21 protein-coding genes and 4 pseudogenes are annotated in these 20565 nt (G+C 45.9%); 15 read left to right on the top strand and 10 right to left on the bottom strand.

Annotated elements, in window-relative coordinates; translation table 11 throughout:
• Positions 1–275 precede the first annotated feature (275 nt).
• From QY97_RS20525 to QY97_RS14575, 3 genes and pseudogenes are all read left to right on the top strand, one after another.
• Positions 276–464, top strand: a pseudogene (locus tag QY97_RS20525) (DUF6612 family protein); the annotation flags it as partial.
• Between the two features lie 248 nt (positions 465–712).
• A complete protein-coding gene (locus tag QY97_RS14580) occupies positions 713–1216 on the top strand; it encodes a flavin reductase family protein (RefSeq protein ID WP_039232886.1) in 504 nt (167 codons plus the stop codon).
• A 118-nt stretch (positions 1217–1334) separates the two neighbouring features.
• A complete protein-coding gene (locus tag QY97_RS14575; protein ID WP_039232883.1) occupies positions 1335–1601 on the top strand; it encodes a spore germination protein in 267 nt (88 codons plus the stop codon).
• Between the two features lie 62 nt (positions 1602–1663).
• Here QY97_RS14575 and QY97_RS14570 read toward each other — a convergent pair whose 3' ends face one another.
• Positions 1664–2695, bottom strand: a complete 1032-nt coding sequence (locus QY97_RS14570; protein ID WP_039232880.1) for a hypothetical protein — start codon at positions 2693–2695, stop codon at positions 1664–1666.
• A 118-nt stretch (positions 2696–2813) separates the two neighbouring features.
• Here QY97_RS14570 and QY97_RS14565 point away from each other — a divergent pair, with 118 nt between their 5' ends.
• Positions 2814–3137, top strand: a complete 324-nt coding sequence (locus tag QY97_RS14565) for an Hsp20/alpha crystallin family protein (RefSeq protein ID WP_039232877.1) — start codon at positions 2814–2816, stop codon at positions 3135–3137.
• Between the two features lie 54 nt (positions 3138–3191).
• On the opposite strand, the gene QY97_RS14560 is transcribed toward QY97_RS14565, so the two are convergent.
• Complete coding sequence (locus QY97_RS14560; RefSeq protein WP_039232874.1) at positions 3192–3515, bottom strand: spore germination protein; 324 nt, start codon at positions 3513–3515, stop codon at positions 3192–3194.
• Positions 3516–3523: 8 nt separating this feature from the next.
• A complete protein-coding gene (locus QY97_RS14555; protein ID WP_039232872.1) occupies positions 3524–4030 on the bottom strand; it encodes an Hsp20/alpha crystallin family protein in 507 nt (168 codons plus the stop codon).
• Positions 4031–4210: 180 nt separating this feature from the next.
• Here QY97_RS14555 and QY97_RS14550 point away from each other — a divergent pair, with 180 nt between their 5' ends.
• Together QY97_RS14550 and QY97_RS14545 are read left to right on the top strand one after the other, a co-directional pair.
• Entirely contained in the window at positions 4211–5023 is an 813-nt protein-coding gene (locus tag QY97_RS14550) for a YitT family protein (RefSeq protein WP_039232869.1), read from the top strand.
• Between the two features lie 184 nt (positions 5024–5207).
• Positions 5208–6293, top strand: a complete 1086-nt coding sequence (locus tag QY97_RS14545; protein ID WP_039232866.1) for a tartrate dehydrogenase — start codon at positions 5208–5210, stop codon at positions 6291–6293.
• 50 nt (positions 6294–6343) lie between these two features.
• Here QY97_RS14545 and QY97_RS14540 read toward each other — a convergent pair whose 3' ends face one another.
• The 3 genes from QY97_RS14540 to QY97_RS14535 all read right to left on the bottom strand — a co-directional run bounded on the left by QY97_RS14540 (position 6344) and on the right by QY97_RS14535 (position 9140).
• Entirely contained in the window at positions 6344–7936 is a 1593-nt protein-coding gene (locus tag QY97_RS14540; protein ID WP_039232864.1) for a sodium:solute symporter family protein, read from the bottom strand.
• A 5-nt stretch (positions 7937–7941) separates the two neighbouring features.
• Positions 7942–8055 carry a symporter small accessory protein gene (locus QY97_RS21085; protein ID WP_326497381.1) on the bottom strand — a complete coding sequence of 38 codons (114 nt, stop codon included), beginning with the start codon at positions 8053–8055 and terminating at the stop codon, positions 7942–7944.
• 191 nt (positions 8056–8246) lie between these two features.
• A complete protein-coding gene (locus QY97_RS14535; RefSeq protein WP_039232862.1) occupies positions 8247–9140 on the bottom strand; it encodes a LysR family transcriptional regulator in 894 nt (297 codons plus the stop codon).
• Positions 9141–9345: 205 nt separating this feature from the next.
• Here QY97_RS14535 and hpaI point away from each other — a divergent pair, with 205 nt between their 5' ends.
• The 9 genes from hpaI (at position 9346) to QY97_RS14490 (ending at position 17821) form a co-directional block, all read left to right on the top strand.
• Positions 9346–10272, top strand: a complete 927-nt coding sequence (hpaI, locus tag QY97_RS14530) for a 2,4-dihydroxyhept-2-ene-1,7-dioic acid aldolase (protein WP_039232859.1) — start codon at positions 9346–9348, stop codon at positions 10270–10272.
• A 25-nt stretch (positions 10273–10297) separates the two neighbouring features.
• Entirely contained in the window at positions 10298–11812 is a 1515-nt protein-coding gene (hpaE, locus tag QY97_RS14525) for a 5-carboxymethyl-2-hydroxymuconate semialdehyde dehydrogenase (RefSeq protein WP_046128438.1), read from the top strand.
• Positions 11813–11852: 40 nt separating this feature from the next.
• A complete protein-coding gene (gene hpaB / locus QY97_RS14520) occupies positions 11853–13325 on the top strand; it encodes a 4-hydroxyphenylacetate 3-monooxygenase, oxygenase component (protein ID WP_039232856.1) in 1473 nt (490 codons plus the stop codon).
• 40 nt (positions 13326–13365) lie between these two features.
• The gene (gene hpaD, locus QY97_RS14515; RefSeq protein WP_039232853.1) at positions 13366–14349 is read left to right on the top strand and encodes a 3,4-dihydroxyphenylacetate 2,3-dioxygenase; all 984 of its coding nucleotides are present in this window, start codon (positions 13366–13368) and stop codon (positions 14347–14349) included.
• 15 nt (positions 14350–14364) lie between these two features.
• Entirely contained in the window at positions 14365–14838 is a 474-nt protein-coding gene (locus QY97_RS14510; RefSeq protein WP_039232850.1) for a flavin reductase family protein, read from the top strand.
• 27 nt (positions 14839–14865) lie between these two features.
• A complete protein-coding gene (locus QY97_RS14505) occupies positions 14866–15759 on the top strand; it encodes a riboflavin kinase (RefSeq protein WP_039232847.1) in 894 nt (297 codons plus the stop codon).
• Positions 15760–15834: 75 nt separating this feature from the next.
• Complete coding sequence (locus tag QY97_RS14500; RefSeq protein ID WP_039232844.1) at positions 15835–16620, top strand: fumarylacetoacetate hydrolase family protein; 786 nt, start codon at positions 15835–15837, stop codon at positions 16618–16620.
• The gene (locus QY97_RS14495) at positions 16617–17408 is read left to right on the top strand and encodes a fumarylacetoacetate hydrolase family protein (RefSeq protein ID WP_039232843.1); all 792 of its coding nucleotides are present in this window, start codon (positions 16617–16619) and stop codon (positions 17406–17408) included. The genes QY97_RS14500 and QY97_RS14495 overlap by 4 nt, the downstream gene beginning before the upstream one ends.
• Positions 17409–17425: 17 nt before the next feature.
• Positions 17426–17821 carry a 5-carboxymethyl-2-hydroxymuconate Delta-isomerase gene (locus tag QY97_RS14490; RefSeq protein WP_039232841.1) on the top strand — a complete coding sequence of 132 codons (396 nt, stop codon included), beginning with the start codon at positions 17426–17428 and terminating at the stop codon, positions 17819–17821.
• A 37-nt stretch (positions 17822–17858) separates the two neighbouring features.
• On the opposite strand, the pseudogene QY97_RS14485 reads toward QY97_RS14490, so the two are convergent.
• The 4 genes and pseudogenes from QY97_RS14485 to QY97_RS14470 form a co-directional block, all read right to left on the bottom strand.
• Positions 17859–18201: pseudogene (locus QY97_RS14485) on the bottom strand (KGG domain-containing protein).
• Positions 18202–18327: 126 nt separating this feature from the next.
• Positions 18328–18600 (bottom strand): annotated as a pseudogene (locus QY97_RS14480) (KGG domain-containing protein); the annotation flags it as partial.
• A 97-nt stretch (positions 18601–18697) separates the two neighbouring features.
• A pseudogene (locus QY97_RS14475) lies at positions 18698–18913 on the bottom strand (KGG domain-containing protein); the annotation flags it as partial.
• Between the two features lie 419 nt (positions 18914–19332).
• Positions 19333–20559 carry a cation:proton antiporter gene (locus QY97_RS14470; protein ID WP_039232832.1) on the bottom strand — a complete coding sequence of 409 codons (1227 nt, stop codon included), beginning with the start codon at positions 20557–20559 and terminating at the stop codon, positions 19333–19335.
• Positions 20560–20565: the final 6 nt, after the last annotated feature.

Raw genomic sequence — 20565 nt, 5'->3', positions numbered from 1 at the left:
AAAAGAAGGCCTCCGGCTTCTTCAAGAAGAGCTGGCTACGGCTTAAGATTTCCGTGTCCCATACACCGCTGGAACGGCGGGGTGTGCCTGCCGATGCTACGGCTGCGGGCTGCGGCGTCGGGTACTGTTTTTTAACAGTAATGGAGGGACAGTAAGCCCTGGGAACAGCCAGGCAAGTCCTGATGAAGCAGGAATTCTACGACGACAAGTCTTAGGGTTTTACTGCCCGAAAGGGCAATAGAATCCCGCGACTTTAGTCGTGGGAGGTTCAAAAAGAATCCTTCCAAACAACGAAAATGGACGTAGTAATGGATATGTCGATGAATGCAGAAGGCAACGAGCTGCAAACCTCTCAAACGATGAATATGGTGTACAGCAACTTTAATAAGGTTGAGCCTATTCAAGTACCTGAAGAAGTAATAAATAGCGCGCAGGAAATGCCGATGCCAGAAGCTGCACAGTAAAAGCATCAGAAACCATGCGTTTAAGTGAAGCCCCGTTTTCTAGAAACGGGGCTTTTCTTGAGGAGCTGATTCCATAAGGACTATGCCTCCTGCCGCAATTATTTTCTTCGCGTTTCAACCGGCCCGCTGCAGGTGAGCATTGTGATATAATATATAAAGAATATTCAATAAAACAAAGTCGTTTTGAGCGAGTTTTTCTTTATTTTTTGTTAAAGTAAAGGAAAGTACATAGTAAAGGGGAGAGAAAAATGGATAAAGCGGAAAAACAAGCAGTATTTAAAGAAGTCATGGGGAATTACCCAACAGGTGTAACAGTTGTAACGGGCGTGACGGAGGACGGAACACCGGTTGGCTTAACGGTTAATTCCTTCGCATCTGTCTCACTGGACCCTTTGATGGTGCTTTGGTCCATTGACCATGGTGTATCCACAATTAAAGCCTTTACAGAAGGCGGCAAGTTCGCTGTGCACGTGCTTGCGGGCGATCAAAAGGATTTATGCATGACGTTCGCTACGAAAGGCGTGGACCGCTTCAGCCAATGCAAGTGGGAAATGTCTGAAAATGGTCTCCCTATTATCGAGGGAGCGTTCGGCGTATTCGAATGTGAGACATTTAAAGCTGTAGAAGCTGGCGATCATACAGTGCTGATTGGGAATGTCAAGGACATTCAAATTGATAAGAGCAAGGATCCAATGCTTTATCACCGTCGTGCTTTTGGTCCTATTCCAGCTGAGTTCTATACAGACAAATAAAAGTGATAGCCCGCTGCTTCCTGGCAACGGGTATTTTACTTTTGGGAAGGCAGGGAGCACCATTTGGAAACTTTCACATACCCTACAATAAAGCCTCTTTAACAGGGAGTGAGAGCAGGTGGCTCGCTTAATTGAAACAGATGGATTAATTATTAATATTTTTGGCAGTATCAAAATCAATAACATGCAAAACACAGCTTCGTTCAATACGGGAGAGTCTTCGTTAACGAATCTCCATAGCCAAAATAAGACCATCTCGCTGGGCCAGACATACGGGGACTTCGATGTCATTAATCAGTCGCCGGTTGGTTCTCCTATTATTGATAATGATGCGATTGATAATCCACTGAAGTCCAAGCAAACCGAGGTTGGGCTGGAGGATTAAAGATCGTAAGCAAGAAGACGATTGTCCAATATAGGGGCAATCGTTTTTTTTCTGAGTTCTGGCTAGCTCTTCTCTGTTTCTCTGTCACACATCAGCGCAAGCGGATAATTCAGCAGCAAATGCTTCTCAGCTTCCTCCAAGTGTTCGGCTGCTTGTGTAAAGAGAAAGCTCCATTCCTCTGCTGTTAGTTCAGTCAGGGAAAGATCAAAGGATACTTGTTTAATCGTTTGAGCATACAAAGCATTTAGATGGTGGACATACAATTCTAATTGCTCCTTCTGCACAAGCGGCTGAAGGATGGAGAAAAGGAGAGCATGCAAGGCATAAGCATGCTCCTCAAGCTGTTTGAGAGTAGACGGAAGCTGCTTTATCTGCAGTCCCTCTTTTATTGCCTGAAGCATGCTTTGGGCATTAGGGTGGCCGGAGGAGAGCTGAAGCTTTTCTGCCTGTACTTTTTGTCTCTTCAAATGGTTTACCTTCACTTCTCCTGGCAGTAAATATTGAAGAATCATGAGAGCAATGAACAGCGCCTTGGCTTGTTCCTCCAGGCTGTCAGCTGCCTCCATACGAATGGAGGAGGGAATATAAACACGGGTAGAATGGCTTGAAGGGAGGGGCAGTTCATCTAATAAGGCTAAGACATTCTCATAAAAACGGTCGAAAGGGGCGCTTGTCTGCCAAGAGCGCTTAATATCATTCCATACGGCCTTGAGCACGGGCTTTCTGACAGCCAGTCTTTGAAGAAAGCGGGGAACTTGGTTTATATTTAATAAAGATTGACTGTCTTGATAAATTGATTGGATCTCTTTATCCGCTTTCTGTGGAGAGAGGAGTGCTTCTTCCTTTTTGCTTCCTTTTTGGGTCAGACCGATGCCGACTGTTCCCGTTCCCTCTACCTCCGTTATCTTGATCTCTCCAATGAAAAAACGATGAAGGCTGTTTTCGCTTATCCTTTCTTGTTCGATGAGATGCCCGAGCTGAAAAGTGCCTTTTACTTTCTCTATTTTTATCCTTTGAATGTGGTATTCGAATATGTTGGCTAATTGTCCGTACAGGTAAGGTTCGTTATCTGGCTTCTTGGAGAAGGCGGGCATGCATAACACTCCTTATGAAGGGCCGTAGCTGGGCAGGCTGCCTGCAGCCGGTTCTGCCTCATTCTTTTGTGCAGAGGTGAATAAACTATTCCATACTTATTCAAATGGGGGGAGCTGTATGAATCATAGCCAGCCTAAGCAGGAGGTCCGCACGCCAAGAATGGATTTGTTTGAATTGGAGAGCTCTTATTATTTGCGTCTCAGCCTTCCAGGAGTTAAGAGGGAAAACATGCGCCTTTTCTTTAATGAACGAGGGCTGCTGGAGGTAAAGGGAAAGGTTATTACCGCTCTCCCTAAGCAGCTCAAACACACTATTACTCAGGAAATCTATGAAGGGCCTTTCCACCGTACGATTGAGCTGCCAGGAGAAGTGAACAGGCAAACGGTACGGTTCAACTATGAGGGAGGAGTTTTAGAGATTTTCCTGGAGAAGCAGCTATAACTATTTCTTGCCTAGGCAAGTAGAAGCCCGGCTTTCGTTAGCCGGGCTTCTTGGTTAGCGGATGGGTTGATGATATGCATAGTAAGGACCAGGTACAGCTGGATAATATGGATAATAAAATAATGGACGGGAGACGGGGCCTGTGTGAGAAACCATTTTCTCGGCTACGTCTGAATCGTTGACAGGTGATTGATAGGGGCGCATGTGAATATTAGAGCCGTCTCCGTAGGCGCTCCCTACTCCGTTCGTTGTTTTAGATTGGCTGGCTGGTGCTTTATATTCGGCTGTTCCGACGACGAGTGAAGAGGTGCCTGAAATCTGCATCACCTTCAATTGACCAATATTAATTTCAAACTGAGGAATGACCGTTCCCTCCATTCTGTCATTTAAAAATCAAATGGGATGTCTAATCTCTCTTTTTTCTTTTTCAGCGTGTAGGTGAGTACCCCATGTTCATAGCTGAACGAGTAATCAGCAGTGTCTACTGGAGTTCGAAAACAAATGTCACGTTCATACGGCTGTTGGGGCAGCTCGCTCTTGACAAGCGTCTGGGCGTCGCCAGGTTTAGAAGAGGGGGAGTGAATGTGCAGGACGGCTGTCTGGTCATTATGAAAACGCAGCCTCACCTGCTGGAAGTTTGCGAGACCAGGTATGATAACGGATAAGTAAATATAGTCTTCGCTTTCCCAGATTTCAATAGGAAAGAGTTGAATGGACTGGTGTTTGTTCATGCTTAGCTGATGAACTTGCGACCAGAAATCCTCATTCAAAATAGAATGGTAATGCTTGATCATGCTTTTGACCTCGTGCAGGTGCTCCATCGGAAAAACCGGATGGTCCGCCTGCTGAAAAGGGTAGTTCCCCTTCCGCTTAAAGCTGTTCATCGCATCCATCGTCCCTTCTCCTTTCAGACAGGATGATATAGTAACATATTCAGATAGGCGCCTATTGGTTCATGCTGGTGCGGGCGTTTGTCCTTCAATTAGGTTTTTCTGAAAAAACTATCATCTCCGTTATTCCCGGTTTCTCACTTATAATAATTTTGACTTAGGATGGGAGAAAGGAGAAGGTAGATGAAGAATGTAATAAGCATCATTATTGGCTCGTTTCTTGTAGGAGTGGCGTATAACTTTTTTCTAATTCCGCATGAAGTGCTTAGCAGCGGACTTAGCGGCATAGCCATTATGTTCGGGCTCATTACCCCGCTTAATACAGGTACGGTCAACTTCCTTTTGAATCTGCCGCTGCTGATTCTTGGCTTTCTGATGCTGGGCAAGCGGTTTATCGCTTACACGATTCTGTCGGTAGTAGCTATTTCGGTCAGTCTGTATGTCATTCCAATTGTGCCGTTGTCCACTGAACCGATTTTGTCAGCTATCTTCGGCGGAGTCATTACCGGGTTCGGCATTGGTCTTGTGTTCCGGGCTTCTGGGTCATCTGGCGGATTCGATATTATTGCCATGCTGCTGGCGCAAAAGAAGGAATTTCCACTCGGTTCCTTATTGACAGCGATGAATGGGGTCGTTGTGCTGGCCTCCGGGTTTATTTTCAGCTGGGATGCGGCTCTTCATACGATGATCGCGATTTTTGCAACAGGGAAAGTCATTGATATGATTCATACAAGCCATGTTAAGCTGACGTTAACCATTATTACTTCTAAAGGGGAAGAAGTGAAGGAGCAGCTTTTGGCTAACTTATACCGCGGTGTGACGCTAATGAACGGTGAGGGAGCATACACAGGCGAGGGCCGGGCTATTCTGGTTACGGTGATCGCCCGTCATCAGCTGACAGATGTTAAGAAAATGATTCAAGAAGCGGATGCTTGTGCTTTTGTCAATATTACACCGACACTGGAGGTTATGGGATTATTCCATAAAGCCTCTTAAAACATATCATCTTCACGAAGAAAGCAAGCCTTTTCCACAAGGAGAGAAGGCTTGCTTTTCTCATTCCTTCAGTTGTTGTGGTAAGCTGGGATAAAAAATATTTCCTCAAAAAGAAGGAGATTCCCACTCATTTCGCGAATTGCCCATTTGGCAAGAAATAAACCACAACAAAAGAGGGATACATATGAAAACATGGAAGATTGCAGTGATTGCTGGCGATGGAATTGGTCCGGAGGTAATTGACGAAGGGATTAAAGTGCTAAATACAGCGGCGGAAGCAGACGGCACGTTCGCCTTTGACTATACATATTTCCCATGGGGCTGCGAGTATTACACGAAAACCGGAAAAATGATGGATGAAGACGGCATTGAGAAGCTGAAGGAATTCGACGCCATTTATTTGGGAGCCGTCGGTTTCCCGGGAGTGCCGGATCACATTTCGTTATGGGATTTGCTGCTGCGCATTCGCAAGAGTTTTGACCAGTATGTGAACATTCGCCCGGTAAAGCTTCTTGACGGGGCGCATTTGCCGCTTGTCGATGTGGACCGAAAAGACGTGGATATGCTGTTTATCCGCGAGAACAGTGAGGGCGAATACTCCGGAGCGGGCGACTGGCTCTTCAAAGGGCAGCCGCATGAAGTCGTCATGCAAAACGGCGTATTTTCACGCAAAGGCACGGAGCGGATCATTCGCTACGCGTTTGAAACGGCGAAGAAGGAAGGCCGTTCGTTAACGAGCATTTCGAAGGCGAACGCGCTCAATTATTCGATGGTGTTCTGGGATCAAGTATTTGAGGAAGTCAGCGTGGAATATCCGGAGGTCGAGACGGCGTCTTACCTGGTGGACGCGGCGGCGATGCTGATGATTAAAGATCCAAAGCGCTTTGAAGTGGTCGTGACGTCGAATCTGTTCGGCGACATTCTGACGGACCTTGGAGCGGCGCTTGCCGGCGGTATCGGCTTGGCTGCCGGAGCGAACATTAATCCGGAGCGTGACTTCCCGTCCATGTTCGAACCGGTTCACGGTTCTGCGCCGGATATTGCGGGGCAGGGGCTCGCGAACCCGCTTGCGACGATTTGGTCCGCCAGCCAAATGCTCGACTTCTTTGGCTATGAGAACCGCGGCAAGAACGTGCTGCAGGCGATTGAACAGCTGATGGTGGAAGGTGAAGTGTTAACGCCGGATATGAAGGGCTCCGCTTCCACGTCGGAGGTCGGCAGCCGGGTAGCTGAGATCGTGGGAACATTGATTGCAAACGAAAAGAAGTAATTGCATAAAAAAGGAGACCCGTGTGAATAGCGGGTCTCTTTTTTTGTTGTTCAGCCGATTTTATCATCCATTTTTTCCTGGTCGGGCGCTTCTGCTTCGAATTCCTCTTTTTTTGTCAGCAGGCTGACTGCCACGAAGGTAATCGCTGACAGAGGCAGCGCATAGAATAGCGGGTCAATATGAGTCATCGGGTAACCGAATAACGTTTCCCGATTAAAAATCAGCTCTGATAAGCCAAAAGCCGCTGCTTCCTTCTGATGCAGAAAGAGGAAGCCGAAGATACTGATACCAAAGCCGACGAGCATGCTGGCCTTGGCCCCTGCCCTAGTGGAGCGCTTCCAAAAAAGAGTGCCGAGCAGGACAGGAAGAAAGCCGGCTGCACAAATGCCGAACCAGAAAGCGGTCGCTTGCGCAATCACGCCGCCCGGCAGGATATAAGATAAAGCCACAGCAGCGAGGATGCCGATCAATACTCCGATGCGGGAAGCATCCATGCCGAAAAGGGATTTCACGCCGAGTGTCTTCAGAATATCCTGTCCGAATGCAGAGCCTTGCAGATGAATTAAGGAACTAATCGTTGAAATCGCTGCGGATAAGAGTGTAAGGGTAAAGAGATAGACGAACCAATCCGGCATTAAATGATTAATAAAGGCTGGAATAACAAGGTCTACATTGCCTTGCGCAACCTCCATGGCCAGCATGCCCTCTCTTTCATAGAAGTATAGGTTACTGATCGGTCCGAGCATGAAGGCTGCACCGGTCATGAAGAAAATGAATACTCCGCCGACCACCACCGAACGATACAGAGCTTGGTTGTTTTTTACCGTCATAAAGCGCATGATCAGCTGTGGCTGAGCCAGCACGCCGATCCCAACACCCATGATGATCGTGCTTACGAGTGACCACCAGAGCGGTGACCCTAATTCAGGCATAGAGGTCCATCCTCTATGTCCCTGCTCCGCCAGCTCAGGCGGCACGAGGCCTTTTAAGGCGGTTAGCCCGGCGTGGCCATCGATAATGCCGCCTACAGCTTTATATCCCATAAACAAAAAGAGGGACATACCTATGAACATCACAATAGCCGCGAACGCATCAGTATACATAACGGCTTTGATGCCACCGCTTAATACATAGAGACCAACGATGATGGCCAGTACGAGAAGGGCGACATTATAGTTCATGGAGAGTGTTTCCTGAAGGAAGCGACCGCCGCCGACAAGCACAATGCTGGTGTATGCCGGCATTAAGATGAAAATAACCAAGCCCGCAAAAACGGTAATAAATTTAGATTGGAAACGCTTACCTAAAAGTTCGGCAAAGGTATATGCTCCAAGCTGATTGGATAGCTTCCGTATACGCGTGCCGAAGAATACAAACGAAAGAAAGACACCAAACACAATATTCAAGAAGCAGAGCCATAGAAGTCCAAAGCCATGTGAGGCGGAAACTCCGCCAAACCCAATGAGAGAGGATGTGCTGATAAAGGTAGCTCCATAAGAGAGTGCCATGACAGTCGGGTGAATCTGGCGGCCGCCCACTAAGTAATCTGCTTCGGTGCGGGTCGTTTTATAGCCATAGTAGGCCAGCGCTGACATAATACCGGTATATACGAGAATCATTGGGATTAAAATGGTAAAGTTCATATGCCTTATTCCTCCTCCCCGCGATTCCACATAATGACTCCAAAGGCAACACAGCCAATCATAGAAACAATAGTACCGATCCAGGCAAGTGCAATAATCGGATCTTCCATTCCAAGCATTGTATCCCTCCTATTAGTTAGAATATTCAAATTATTGTCTATAGACTATTCCTATCATACAAGGTAGTTATTGAAAAAAATATAGCCTTTTCGCAGATTTGCATACTTGTTCTGTATGGAGAGTATAGTCTTTTCATATGGGAACACAGGGGGGGATAGACAGGAAAAATGGAAGATGGGGCAGCTTCCCCCTATCTTCCATCGGCTGCTAGTTCTATAGATTGAAAGGTTTCGATAAAGCGCTGGGCTTTCTTGGATAAATAGCGGTCTTTGAGCCAGATTACGGCTGATTCCGACTCAATAAGACAATCTTCAAGAGGGACCATCTTTAAGCCTTGCATAGAAAAAGAGGGCAAGGTGGATTTGGGCAAAAGTGCTACACCCAGGCCCGAACGCACAAGAGAAAGAAGCATGGCCGCATCAGGACAATCACAAATGATATTTGGTTCAAGCTGATGCTCCTTCAGCTTATTGACAACAAGTTCGTAAAGACCAACCCCGTTGGTACGATGCAGCAGCATAAGCGGCATATCACTAAGCTGCTTTGTTTGAAGAGCCGAAGGGACAGACCACGATTCAGGCAACACAGCCACGAATTGATCAGTCGGCAAAGGGAGACAGGAGAAATCCTCCATATCAAGCGGGAGTCGAACGATGGCTAATTCTACCTCTCTGCTTCTTACATAGTCCGCAAGCAATGATGAATCTCCTTCTTTTAGACGAAAGGTGACGAGTGGATAATTCTCTCTGAAATAAAGAAGCCGCTCGGGAATATAGGAGAAGCAGGTTTTCACGGAGCCAATCGATAATACTCCTTTCAAGCCATCACCTACTTCCTTTACTTCTAATACAGCCTCTTCTACCTTCTCCAGCAAATGTTTGGCCTTTTGATAAAGTACTTCTCCTGCTTCTGTTAATTCAAGGCTTCGAGCTTTTCGTTCGAATAGAAGAATTCCTAGTTCGTCCTCCAGTGACTTCAGCTGCTGGCTCAAAGGCGGCTGAGCGATGTGAAGCCGTTTGGCGGCCCGTGTAATTTGTTTCTCCTCAGCGATCGCTGTGAAATAGCGAAGTTGACGGATGTCCAATAGGATACCTCCCTTTCTACTCATACGTTTTTTGTATGGATTACAAATTTTTTAAATATTTTTAATATTGTTAGTCCCATGATAAGTTATTTTTGAAAGCGATACCACTACAAAATTAGTTTTTCTAGTGATTTTCATTTAATTATTTAATCACAAGGCACATATACACAATAAGGTGCCAGAAATAAAAAAGGAGAGAGAGCATATGTCAAAAATCCAAGAAGCAAAAGAAAAATTAAAAGGATCGATTGCCCCGGTGATTACACCGTTTAAGCAGGATGAAAGCCTGGACCTGGAAACATTCAAAAGCTTAATTAATTGGCAGATTGAAAGCGGAAGCCATGGCATTTCAGTGACAGGTACATCTGGTGAGCCGAGCTCCTTAACAGTGGAAGAAAGAGAGCAGGTGATGGAAACAGCTGTAAAAACGATCGGCGGCCGCGTACCATTTGCACCTGGCACAGGCTCGGTAAACCATAACGAAGCGCTTCGTTTAACGAAAGCGGCCCAGGAAATGGGAGCGGACGCTGCCATGGTCATCGTGCCTTATTACAATAAACCTTCCCAGCATGCGCTTTATAACCACTACAAAACGATTGCGGATGCGGTGGATATTCCAATTATCATCTATAACATTCCAGGACGCACGGGTGTCAACATGGAAGTAAAAACGCTTAAGCGTTTAGTGGAAGACTGCCCGAACATTATCGGAGCGAAGGAGTCAAATAAAGATTTCGAACATGTGAACCGCGTACTTTTAAACTGCGGGCGGGATTTCAAATTGTTCTCCGGAATTGAGCTGCTTTGCTATCCGATGCTTGCGATCGGCGGATCAGGCTCTATTAGTGCGACAGCAAACGTGGCGCCGGCACAGGTAGCAGAAATGCATAACGCATTTGCCGAAGGAAACATTGAGCGGGCACTTGAGCTCCATTACGAATTGATGCCGCTCAACGATGTTCTGTTTAAAGATACCAATCCGGCACCAGTGAAAGCAGCACTTGGCATGATGGGCAAAATCGAGCCGGTTCTCCGCAAGCCGATGGCGCTGCCTACACAGGAGCTTCAAGAGGAAATTCGCGAAGTATTGAAGTCTTATAATATCTTGCCGGCAGGCGTATCAGCCAACTAAACAACAGATAAGGAGTTGAATCTTGATGCCAGTACAAACAGCTGGGCAAATTGAATTGGTACACAAACGCGTAAAAGATGTGAAATTATACATCGATGGCGAATTTATAGAGTCTGTATCTGGAAAGACCTTTGAAAATGTCAATCCGTTTACAAACGAAGTGAATAACCTGGTAGCGGAAGGCGGCAAAGAAGAAATTGATCGAGCAGTTGCGGCCGCAAAAAGAGCATTTGAAGAAGGCCCTTGGGGACGAATGAAGCTAGAAGAACGTCTTTCTTGTATTCATCGTATTGCTGATTTGATCGATGACGCTGCAGAAGAGATTGCTTACTTGGAATCACTGGATACAGGGCTTCCAATCAGCCAGACGCGCAAGCAGACAGCACGCGCAGCGAAAAACTTCCGCTTCTATGCCAGCATGGTGGAAACGGGTCTGCATGGAGATTCCTACCCGGTGGATGATGAATTTATTAATTACACTGTGTACAAACCGCTTGGACCAATCGGTTTGATTACACCGTGGAATGCGCCATTTATGCTCGAAACGTGGAAGGTCGCTCCCGCCCTGGCTACAGGCAATACGGTTATTTTAAAGCCGGCTGAGCTCTCTCCTTTAACGGCGAATAAGCTCGCCGAAATCATGGATCAAGCAGGGTTGCCGAAAGGTGTATTTAATGTCGTACATGGGTTTGGTGAAACGGCCGGAGCCGCATTGGTTGCTCATCCGGATGTCAAAGCCATTTCATTCACAGGAGAAACTACGACCGGCTCAACGATTATTAAAAATGCAGCCGATACGTTAAAGAAAACATCCATGGAGCTCGGAGGAAAGTCGCCATTAATCGTATTTGATGATGCCGACTTGGATCGTGCGCTGGATGCCGCGGTATGGGGCATTTTCTCCTTCAACGGCGAGCGTTGCACAGCCAACTCCCGTGTCTTCCTGCATAAAAACATTAAAGACGAATTTGTCGAGAAGCTGAAGCAGCGGGTGATGAAGATCAAAATCGGTGATCCAATGGATACCGGCACGCAGCTTGGCCCGCTGATTGAAAAACAGCATTTCAACAAAGTAAACAGCTACATTGAGCTGGCAAAGGAAGAGGGCTGTGAAGTTATTCAAGGCATAGTGCCGGAGGAAGTAAAAGCCGGCAACTTTGTTCCGCCGACGCTGCTTCTAAATGCAAAGAATGAAATGAGAGTCTGCCAGGAAGAAATCTTTGGTCCTGTCATGGCAGTCATTGAATTTGAAGAGGAAGAAGAAGTCATTAAGGCAGCAAACGACGTCCGTTACGGTCTTGCGGGGTTTGTCTGGACGAATGACATGAAGCGCGGACACCGCGTTGCACAGGCGGTGGAGGCCGGCATGATCTGGATCAATGCGCAAAACGTACGCGACCTGCGCATCCCATTTGGCGGCATGAAGGATAGCGGAATCGGACGCGAAGGCGGCCGTTATGCGCTGTTTGAGTTTTATACCGAACCAAAGGTCATTCATGTATCGATCGGAGACCATCACATTCCTCAGTTTGGAAAATAAACGACCAATTTTATAAAAAACGAGCAAAGGGGAGAGTTATATGCCAGCAAAAACAGGCAAGGAATACATCGAACGTGTAGACCAGGCGCAAGCCAATGTATGGGTAAACGGAGAACAAGTAAAGGGAAAATTCTCCGAGCACCCTGTGTTTAAAGGAGTCATGAAATCACAAGCCGAGCTGTATGATATGCAGCATGAAGAGGATAAGAAAGACATTATGACCTATGTGTCACCAACGACAGGTGCGCGCGTCGGTACATCTTTTATCCAGCCAAGAACGAAGGAAGATTTAGAAAAGCGCCGTAAAATGATGCAGGCATGGGCAAAGCATACGAATGGAATGATGGGACGGACAGCTGATTATATCAATGTTGGGATTATGGCTTACGGAGCAGCTGCTGACATGTTCGGCAAGCAAGACTCGTTCTATGCTCAAAACATGAGAAACTATTACGAATACTGCCGTGAAAATGACTTGTCATTAACGCACACATTGATCCAGCCGCAGGTAAACCGCGGCGTCAATTCGGCGAAGCTTCCAGACCCATATATTGCTGCTCGTATTAAAGAGAAAACATCTGAAGGAGTCGTCATTAAAGGGGCGCGATTGCTCGCAACACAAGGGGCCATCACCGACGAAATCATGGTATTCCCTTCCACTGTCCTAAAACAGTCCGAAGAAGAAAATCCATATGCTTTCGCTTTCTCTATTCCGAATAATGCACCTGGATTAAAGTTCATTTGCCGCGAGTCGTATGACTACGGCAAGTCTAACTTTGACCATCCGCTTGCTTCACGCTTTGAAGAAATGGATACGATTGTCGTCTTTGATGACGTCGTTGTTCCTTGGGATCGTGTATTTGCCCTGGGTGATTCTAACGTATGTAACCAGGCTTACAACGAGAGTAACGCGGTCGTTCACATGACACACCAAGTTATTTCCAAAAACGTAGCGAAAACAGAATACATTCTGGGGTTAGTTCAATTAATGGTAGAAACGATTAATATCGGCCAATTCCAGCACGTTCAAGAAAAAGTCTCCGAAGTCATCATTGCTCTTGAAACAATGAAAGCATACTTAACGGCTTCAGAAGCAAATGCAAAGGTAGATAAGTGGGGAATTATGACACCAGACTTTGGACCGTTAAATGCGGCTCGTCATTATTACCCAAAAATCTACCCGCGCTTCGCTGAAATTATCCAGCAGCTTGGCGCAAGCGGTTTAATGGCTGTTCCAACAGAAGCGGACTTCCAGTCAGAAATCCGACCAGACCTTGATAAATACTTGCAGTCGGCTACAGGCAATGCGTATGACCGCGTGAAGCTGTACCGTCTTGCTTGGGATACAGCGATGAGTGCGTTCGGTTCCAGACAAACATTGTATGAGCGCTTCTTCTTCGGTGATCCAGTTCGAATGGCAAGTGCTTTGTATAACGGCTATAACAAGCAAGAGTATGTAGACCGGGTGAAGGAATTTTTAGACCGTTCAGAAGAACTCATTGAAAACAATTAGTAACGGAAAGCAAATCAGAATAGAAAAGGGGGAAACAGCTATGGATTTTAATATTATCCGCATTGCAAGAACCGTCCTGCATGTCAAAGACTTGGAGCGCTCTAAAAAGTTTTATGTGGACGCCTTAGGGATGATTGAAACAGAGACGAAGGATGGAAGCCTTTATTTAAGGGGCCTGGAAGAACATATTCACCACAGCTTAGTTCTCAAGCAGTCTGATAAAGTCGGCGTCCAGGCGCTTGGCTACAAAGTGGAAAAGGAAGCGGACCTTGACAAGCTGGAAGCTTTCTTCAAATCAAAGGGCTTGAAAACGAAGTGGCTCGAAAAAGGCACCCAGCATGCGATTGGCCGTGCGCTCCATGTTCATGATGTGTCAGGCATGCCGCTTGAGTTCTTCTGTGAAATGGAAAAGGCGGAGCGTCTGCTTCAGCGCTATGACCTGTATAAGGGCGCGCGAATTCAGCGGATTGATCACGTAAACTGTGCTGTTCCGGATGTAGAAAAAGCGTACGACTTCTTTATTAAAGAGCTGGGCTTTGCCTGCTCCGAATATACGGCGACAGAGGATGACCGCATTTGGGCGGCATGGCTGCACCGGAAGCCAACCGTTCATGATCAGGCGTTTATGAATGGAGAGGGACCGCGCCTGCATCATTTCGCCTACTGGCTGCCAGATCCATTAGCCTTGATTCACTGCTGTGACGTACTGGCTTCACTCGGCTACGCCGACAGCATTGAGCGCGGTCCGGGTCGCCACGGTTTATCGAACGCCTTCTTTCTTTACTTAAGAGATCCGGATGGTCACCGTATTGAGCTGTATAACGGCGACTATCTAACAAGTGACCCTGACTTTGAACCAGTTCGCTGGGAGCTGAACGACCCGCGCCGTCAGACGTTCTGGGGAGCAAAGGCGCCAGACAGCTGGTTCAACGAAACTTCTCCGTTCCTTGATATTGAAACGGGAGAAGAAATCAAAGCAGAGCCAGCCAAGCTGGCACAGAAGAAGCCTGAATTTATTATTTAAACGGAGGTATATATGATGGATGACCGCTTATTCCGAAGCGCCATGGGGAAGTTTGCTACAGGCGTGACAGTCATTACAACGGAGGTGGACGGTAAAGCGCATGGCATGACGGCAAATGCCTTCATGTCCGTGTCGCTCAACCCAAAATTGGTTCTTATCTCCATTGGAGAAAAAGCAAGAATGCTAGATAGAATTCACCAATCCGGTACTTTTGCAGTCAATATTCTATCAGCCGAGCAGAAGGAGGTTTCCATGCTGTTCGCCGGACAAATCAAAGAAGAAAAGAAAGTCGAATTTGAATATATTCAAGGCGTGCCCACTGTGAAAGGAGCACTGGCGAACGTAGTCTGTAAGGTTCATTCCTCACAGGTGGCTGGAGACCATACGCTGTTCATTGGTGAAGTCCAGGATATTGTCCTTCAGGATGGGACGCCGCTTACCTTCTTTGAAGGCAAATACGGACGACTGGCAGAGGAACAACTGATTTAACGAAAATGGAAAGGAGACGTGCAATCGATGGAAACGTACTACTTGGAACAGCTGGATGATACCGAAAAAATCAAAATCACTCCATGCGTACTCGCACTCGGGTTTTTTGACGGCGTCCATATCGGACATCGGGGGATTTTGGAAACCGCCCGGCAGGCAGCTAAGGAAACAGGATACGCCTTCAGTGTGATGACCTTTTATCCTCATCCGAAGGATATCCTGTTTCCTGACCGGGAGCCGATGACGTATTTAACACCGCTCCCTGTAAAAGAAGAGCGCTTTCGAGAGCTGGGAGTAGATCAGCTGTTCATCGTCAAGTTTACACCTGAGTTTGCACGTCTTTCACCCGAAGCGTTTATCGGCCGGTATATCCTTGCTCTTCAATGCAAGCATGTCGTTGCCGGCTTTGATTATCATTACGGCCATAAGGGCAAGGGGAACATGGGTACATTAACCGAAGCGGGACGCGGCTTGTTCGATGTCACGACTGTACAGAAAATTACCGATCAGGAAGAGAAAGTCAGTTCAACAGCTATCCGCGAGCGGCTTGCGGCAGGGCGTGTTGAGGAGGTTCCCCGCTTACTAGGTGACTTCTATGAAGTAATGGGGGAAGTGAAACAGCCTTCTCTGTTTTATAGAAACTATCAGTTTATGAAGGTAGATGTACAGGAAGAATATCGTCTGCCAAAGCCAGGGGTATATGTGGTCAAAGCTGAAGTAGACGGCCGCCTATACATGGGGGTTTGCCAGCAAATGTCGTCAACAGGGCGACAGTCCACTTTGCTCATTCAATTGAAGGATTGTTTGACTGATATATCCGGCAAAGAAGTGAAAATCAAATGGATAGAACATATATACAGCAGATATAGAGAGACATCCGGTATGTATGATTATATACAGCGCGACGAAATGGTCATTTAATGACGAGCTTATTTTTAATAGGAAAAAGGGGAGGCTGTGACTCGGCTTCCCTTTTCCCCTGTGAGGAGTGAAGAGATGGTAAAGGCAAAACGACAAGACAAACTGCAGCCAGACGAAAGCAATGTGAAGGTACCTGAAGAAGTTGTTGAAAGAAAAGGAGACTCTTTCCAAGTGAATGAGCTCCCGTCCGATGTCCCGGTTTCTGGAACCGTGTACGGCACACTCTTAAATTATCAGGGTGCGCTTGAAGCTCTAGGCGAAGCCGTCCATGAAGCACCGTATAAAGCCCCTCCACAAGCGCCCATTCTTTATATCAAGCCGTTGAATACAATGAACAGCCACAAACGGCCTATCCCGCTTCCAAGTGGGGAGGAAGAATTGGAAGTAGGCGCCTCGCTGGCTCTTATCATTGGCCGTACAGCTACCAGAGTAAGGGAGGAGGAAGCTCTTGAGTATATAGCAGGCTATACGGTCGCCAATGATGTGAGTATTCCGCATGACAGTGTCTACCGGCCAGCAATTAAGCAAAAGGCAAGAGATGGCTTTTGTCCGATCGGCCCGTGGATAACGGATAAAGAAGCGGTATCAGACATTAACCAAGTGAGCATCCGCGTGTATATTAACGGCCAGCTTCGCCAGGAGAATACGACAGCCCATTGGATCCGCCCAGCTGCCCAGCTGTTAGCGGACGTAACTGAGTTTATGACACTGCATAAAGGAGATGTTCTTTTGACGGGTGTACCGGAAGGAGCGCCTCGCGTGAAGGCGGGAGATACAGTTCGCATTGAGATTGATGGGATCGGTATATTAGAAAACCACGTTATGTGTGAAGAGGAGCTTACAAAGGAGGGGATTCGATGAGAAGGGCAAGAGTGGCTTACGCAGGTGCGGTTCATGAAGCGGTAGAAGCGGATAAAGGGCTGCGGCTGAACGATGGCCGGCTAGTAACCGAGCAGGAGGTCGTCTGGCTGCCGCCGGTTGAGCCGAAGACGGTGTTTGCGCTTGGTTTAAATTATGCAGACCATGCGGCCGAGCTGTCTTTCAAAGCACCGGAAGAGCCGCTTGTATTTTTAAAAGGACCGAACACATTCATTGGACACCACGGCCAGACACGCCGTCCGGCTGCTGTGACGTATATGCACTACGAATGCGAGCTAGCTGTAGTCATTGGAAAAACGGGCCGCAACATTCAAAGAGATAGGGCGTATGACTATGTAGCAGGCTACACGATTGCGAATGATTATGCCATCCGCGATTACCTGGAGAATTATTACCGGCCGAATCTGCGGGTGAAAAACCGCGACACATGTACGCCTATTGGCCCGTGGTTTGTCGACAAAGACGATGTGCCTGATCCGATGAATCTCGCCTTAAGAACATACGTCAACGGGAATCTTACTCAGGAAGGCAGTACAAAAGATATGGTGTTTGACATTCCTTACTTGATTGAATATTTAAGCAGTTTTATGACCTTAAATGAAGGCGATCTGATTTTAACTGGTACACCGAAAGGATCGGTTGATACAAAGGTGGGGGATGAAGTCATTACTGAAATTGAAGGGCTTGGCCGACTTGTAAATACGATTGTTGGTGATGAAGCGTTCGGTATTTCAGAGGCGGCTCAAGCAGCTTCTAACCAGGCGACATAGAAGAGGAGGGGGAAAAGATGCCGCACGTCATTATTGAATACACGGACAATATAAAAGAAAGAGCAAATATCCCTGATCTTTTACAAAAGATCAATGATTCTCTTGTGGCTAAAGGAGATGTCTTTCCAATCGGGGGCATCCGTTCTCGAGCAATAGAGTTGAAAGATTATCGTGTAGCGGATGGAACAGAGGATGATGCCTTCGTTCATGCTACAATGAAAATCGGCGCTGGCCGGGCAGAAGAAGAAGTATCCGCTGCCGGTGATGAATTATTTGAGATTATAAAAGATCATTTCGGGGAGCTATTTAAGGAAAGATATTTAGCACTGTCCATGGAGATAGCGGAATTTACGAGAGCAACGTACAAACACAATAATATCCACCAGCGTTATAAAAAGGAGAATCAGCATTAAAAAAGCCCCGGCAGCTCCGGGGCTTTTTTATCAATTATTAATTATTGTCGTTTTGCTCAGCGCGGGCGTTGCCGCCTTTTTCACCAATTTCTTGGTAGAATTCTTTATCATGGTTTTCAGAAGTAGCTTCTCCGCCTTTACGGCCGATTTCTTGGTAGAAATCTTCACCATGATTTTCGGCAGTAGCTTCTCCACCTTTTTGTCCGATCTGTTGGTAGAATTCTTTATTGTGGCTTTCAGCGGTAGCTTCTCCGCCCTTCTTGCCAATTTCTTGATAGAATTCTTTATCGTGGTTCTGAGCAGTGGTTTCTCCGCCCTTGCGTCCAGCTTTCTTCTAAACTCATTTTGTTTTCGTTATTGTTGTCGTTGTTTCGTGCCATATTGTTATCTCTCCTTTTAATTTAATGAATCCTACTTAACTTAGAATCTATTTCCGTTGATTATTTAGTGCTTTCTATCTATTTTTCTTTAACAAAGTCTTTTACAAATAACCGTTATTAGTTGTCGTCGTTTTGCTCAGCACGAGCATTGCCGCCTTTTTCGCCGATTTCTTGGTAGAATTCCTTATCATGGTTTTCAGAAGTAGCTTCTCCACCTTTGCGGCCGATTTCTTGATAGAATTCTTTATCGTGATTTTCAGCGGTAGCTTCTCCGCCCTTCTTACCAATCTCTTGATAGAATTCTTTATCGTGGTTTTGAGCAGTGGTTTCTCCGCCTTTGCGTCCAGCTTCTTCTAAGCTCATTTTATTTTCATTGTTGTTATTGTTGTTTTTTGCCATGTTGAACATCTCCTTTTGTGTATTGAATCGTTCATGGATTCTATTTCCTTTTTCTAATAAAGTTAAACTTTTAATTTATTAGTTACAGTAGATATTACTCTGAATCTCTCTGTTCAGCACGAGCGTTTCCGCCTTTTTCACCAATTTCTTTATAGAACTCTTCTCCGTGATTTTCAGCGGTAGCTTCTCCGCCCTTCTTGCCAATCTCTTGATAGAATTCTTTATCGTGGTTGCGGGCAGTAGCTTCTCCACCCTTGCGTCCAGCTTCTTCTACACTCATCTTTTTGTTGTTTTCTTCATTTCTTGATGCCATTTGTTTTCCTCTCCTTTTGGTGAAGTGTTTGGTGGTGGTGTACGCTTTATATATATCCGGTTTGCATAGAATGAAACATAAATTCAACACATCATTCGTTATAAAGTTACATTAATTGTAAAAATAATAGGCGCTTGTTTTAAAATGGTGGATCTTCATGAGAAAAAATCCTTTCAGCCAACAAAGTACTGCTTGTGTTGTCAGCTGAAAGGATGCCATATTATTGTATGGTGTATTACATACTATGAAAGAAGAAGGGATATTGAATAAGTGGTTCTCCTGAATAGGCAAAGTGAATGAGGAGCTATCCAAGTGTCCACGTGGTTTTATTAATATAGAGAGGGCGTGAGTAATCTCTGCTATACAGCTTGTCTATAAAGACAGAATGGCTAAGCTTTTGGGACAGGTATGAAAAATCCTTATTCCCCAGGCACCTCTATTTTTTTCTTTTCAGAAACTTTACTCCATTTGAATACTTTGTTTAAAAGCTTGTATACGTTTTTGCTTTCTTTTGCTAGAAGTGGTCCTGCAATAGCAAGAATGAGGACATAGAGAGCAGTGAAAGGAGTTAAAATCGGGCTCAATCCTGCTGCAATTCCCAAGTTGGCGACAATAATAGAAAATTCCCCGCGTGCCATAATAGTTAGACCGATGTTTGTGGAAGCTTTGTGAGACAGCTTTGCCTGTCTTCCAGCAAACATCCCAGCAACAACATTCGCTATAATAGTAATTAAAGCAGCCCCTAAAGCTAACCAAATAGCATCGCTTAATGTTGACGGGTCAATACTTAAGCCAAAGCTGAAAAAGAAAATGGCGCCGAAGAAGTCTCTAAATGGAACAACCAAGTGTTCAATTCGGTCTCTATGCTCTGTTTCAGAGAAGACTAGGCCCAGCAGTAAAGCGCCGATTGCTTCCGCTACATGAAGGGTTTCTGAGAAACCAGCCACGAAGAACAGAATAGCAAAAATAACGATAATGAAAATTTCATCTGATTTGATATTTAACCATTTGTTTAGTAGAGGAGTCCCTTTGCGGGCGATAACGAAAAACATCAGCATATAGCCGACTGAGATAAGGACCGAGGTAATGATGCCAAAAACAGACGTGGAACCGGCAAGTAAAACACCTGACATCGTGGTTAAGAATAAAGCTAAAAAGATATCATCGAACAGAATAATCCCAAGGATCAGTTCTGTTTCGGGGTTGGCTGTTCTTTTTAAATCGACAAGGGTTTTAGCGACAATCGCACTGGAAGAGACACTGAGAAGTCCAGCGATGATCAGAGTTTCCATCCATGGCATTCCCGTAAGAAATCCATATAGAAGCCCGAGGACGAAGTTAATAGCTACGTAGACGGTCCCGCCTACCACAATACTTCGTCCTGACTTCGCCAGTTTTCCTACAGAGAATTCCAGCCCCAGATAAAATAACAGGAATAGGACACCCATACGTCCTAGAAATTGAATGATTTCATTACTTTCAATAAAGGTAAGATCAATCAATCCAAATGTCGGGGCATGAGGTCCAACGAGCATCCCTAGAACAATTAAGAACGGAATAATAGAAAAATTAAGTTTATTGGCAAGAAGGGAAGTGACAGCAATTAGTACGAGTGCGGTACCAACTTCAAAGACTAGATTGTCCATTCATGT

Source organism: Bacillus thermotolerans (assembly GCF_000812025.2).
Lineage (GTDB): Bacteria > Bacillota > Bacilli > Bacillales > Domibacillaceae > Quasibacillus > Quasibacillus thermotolerans.
This window is presented reverse-complemented; position numbering and strand designations above follow the sequence as displayed.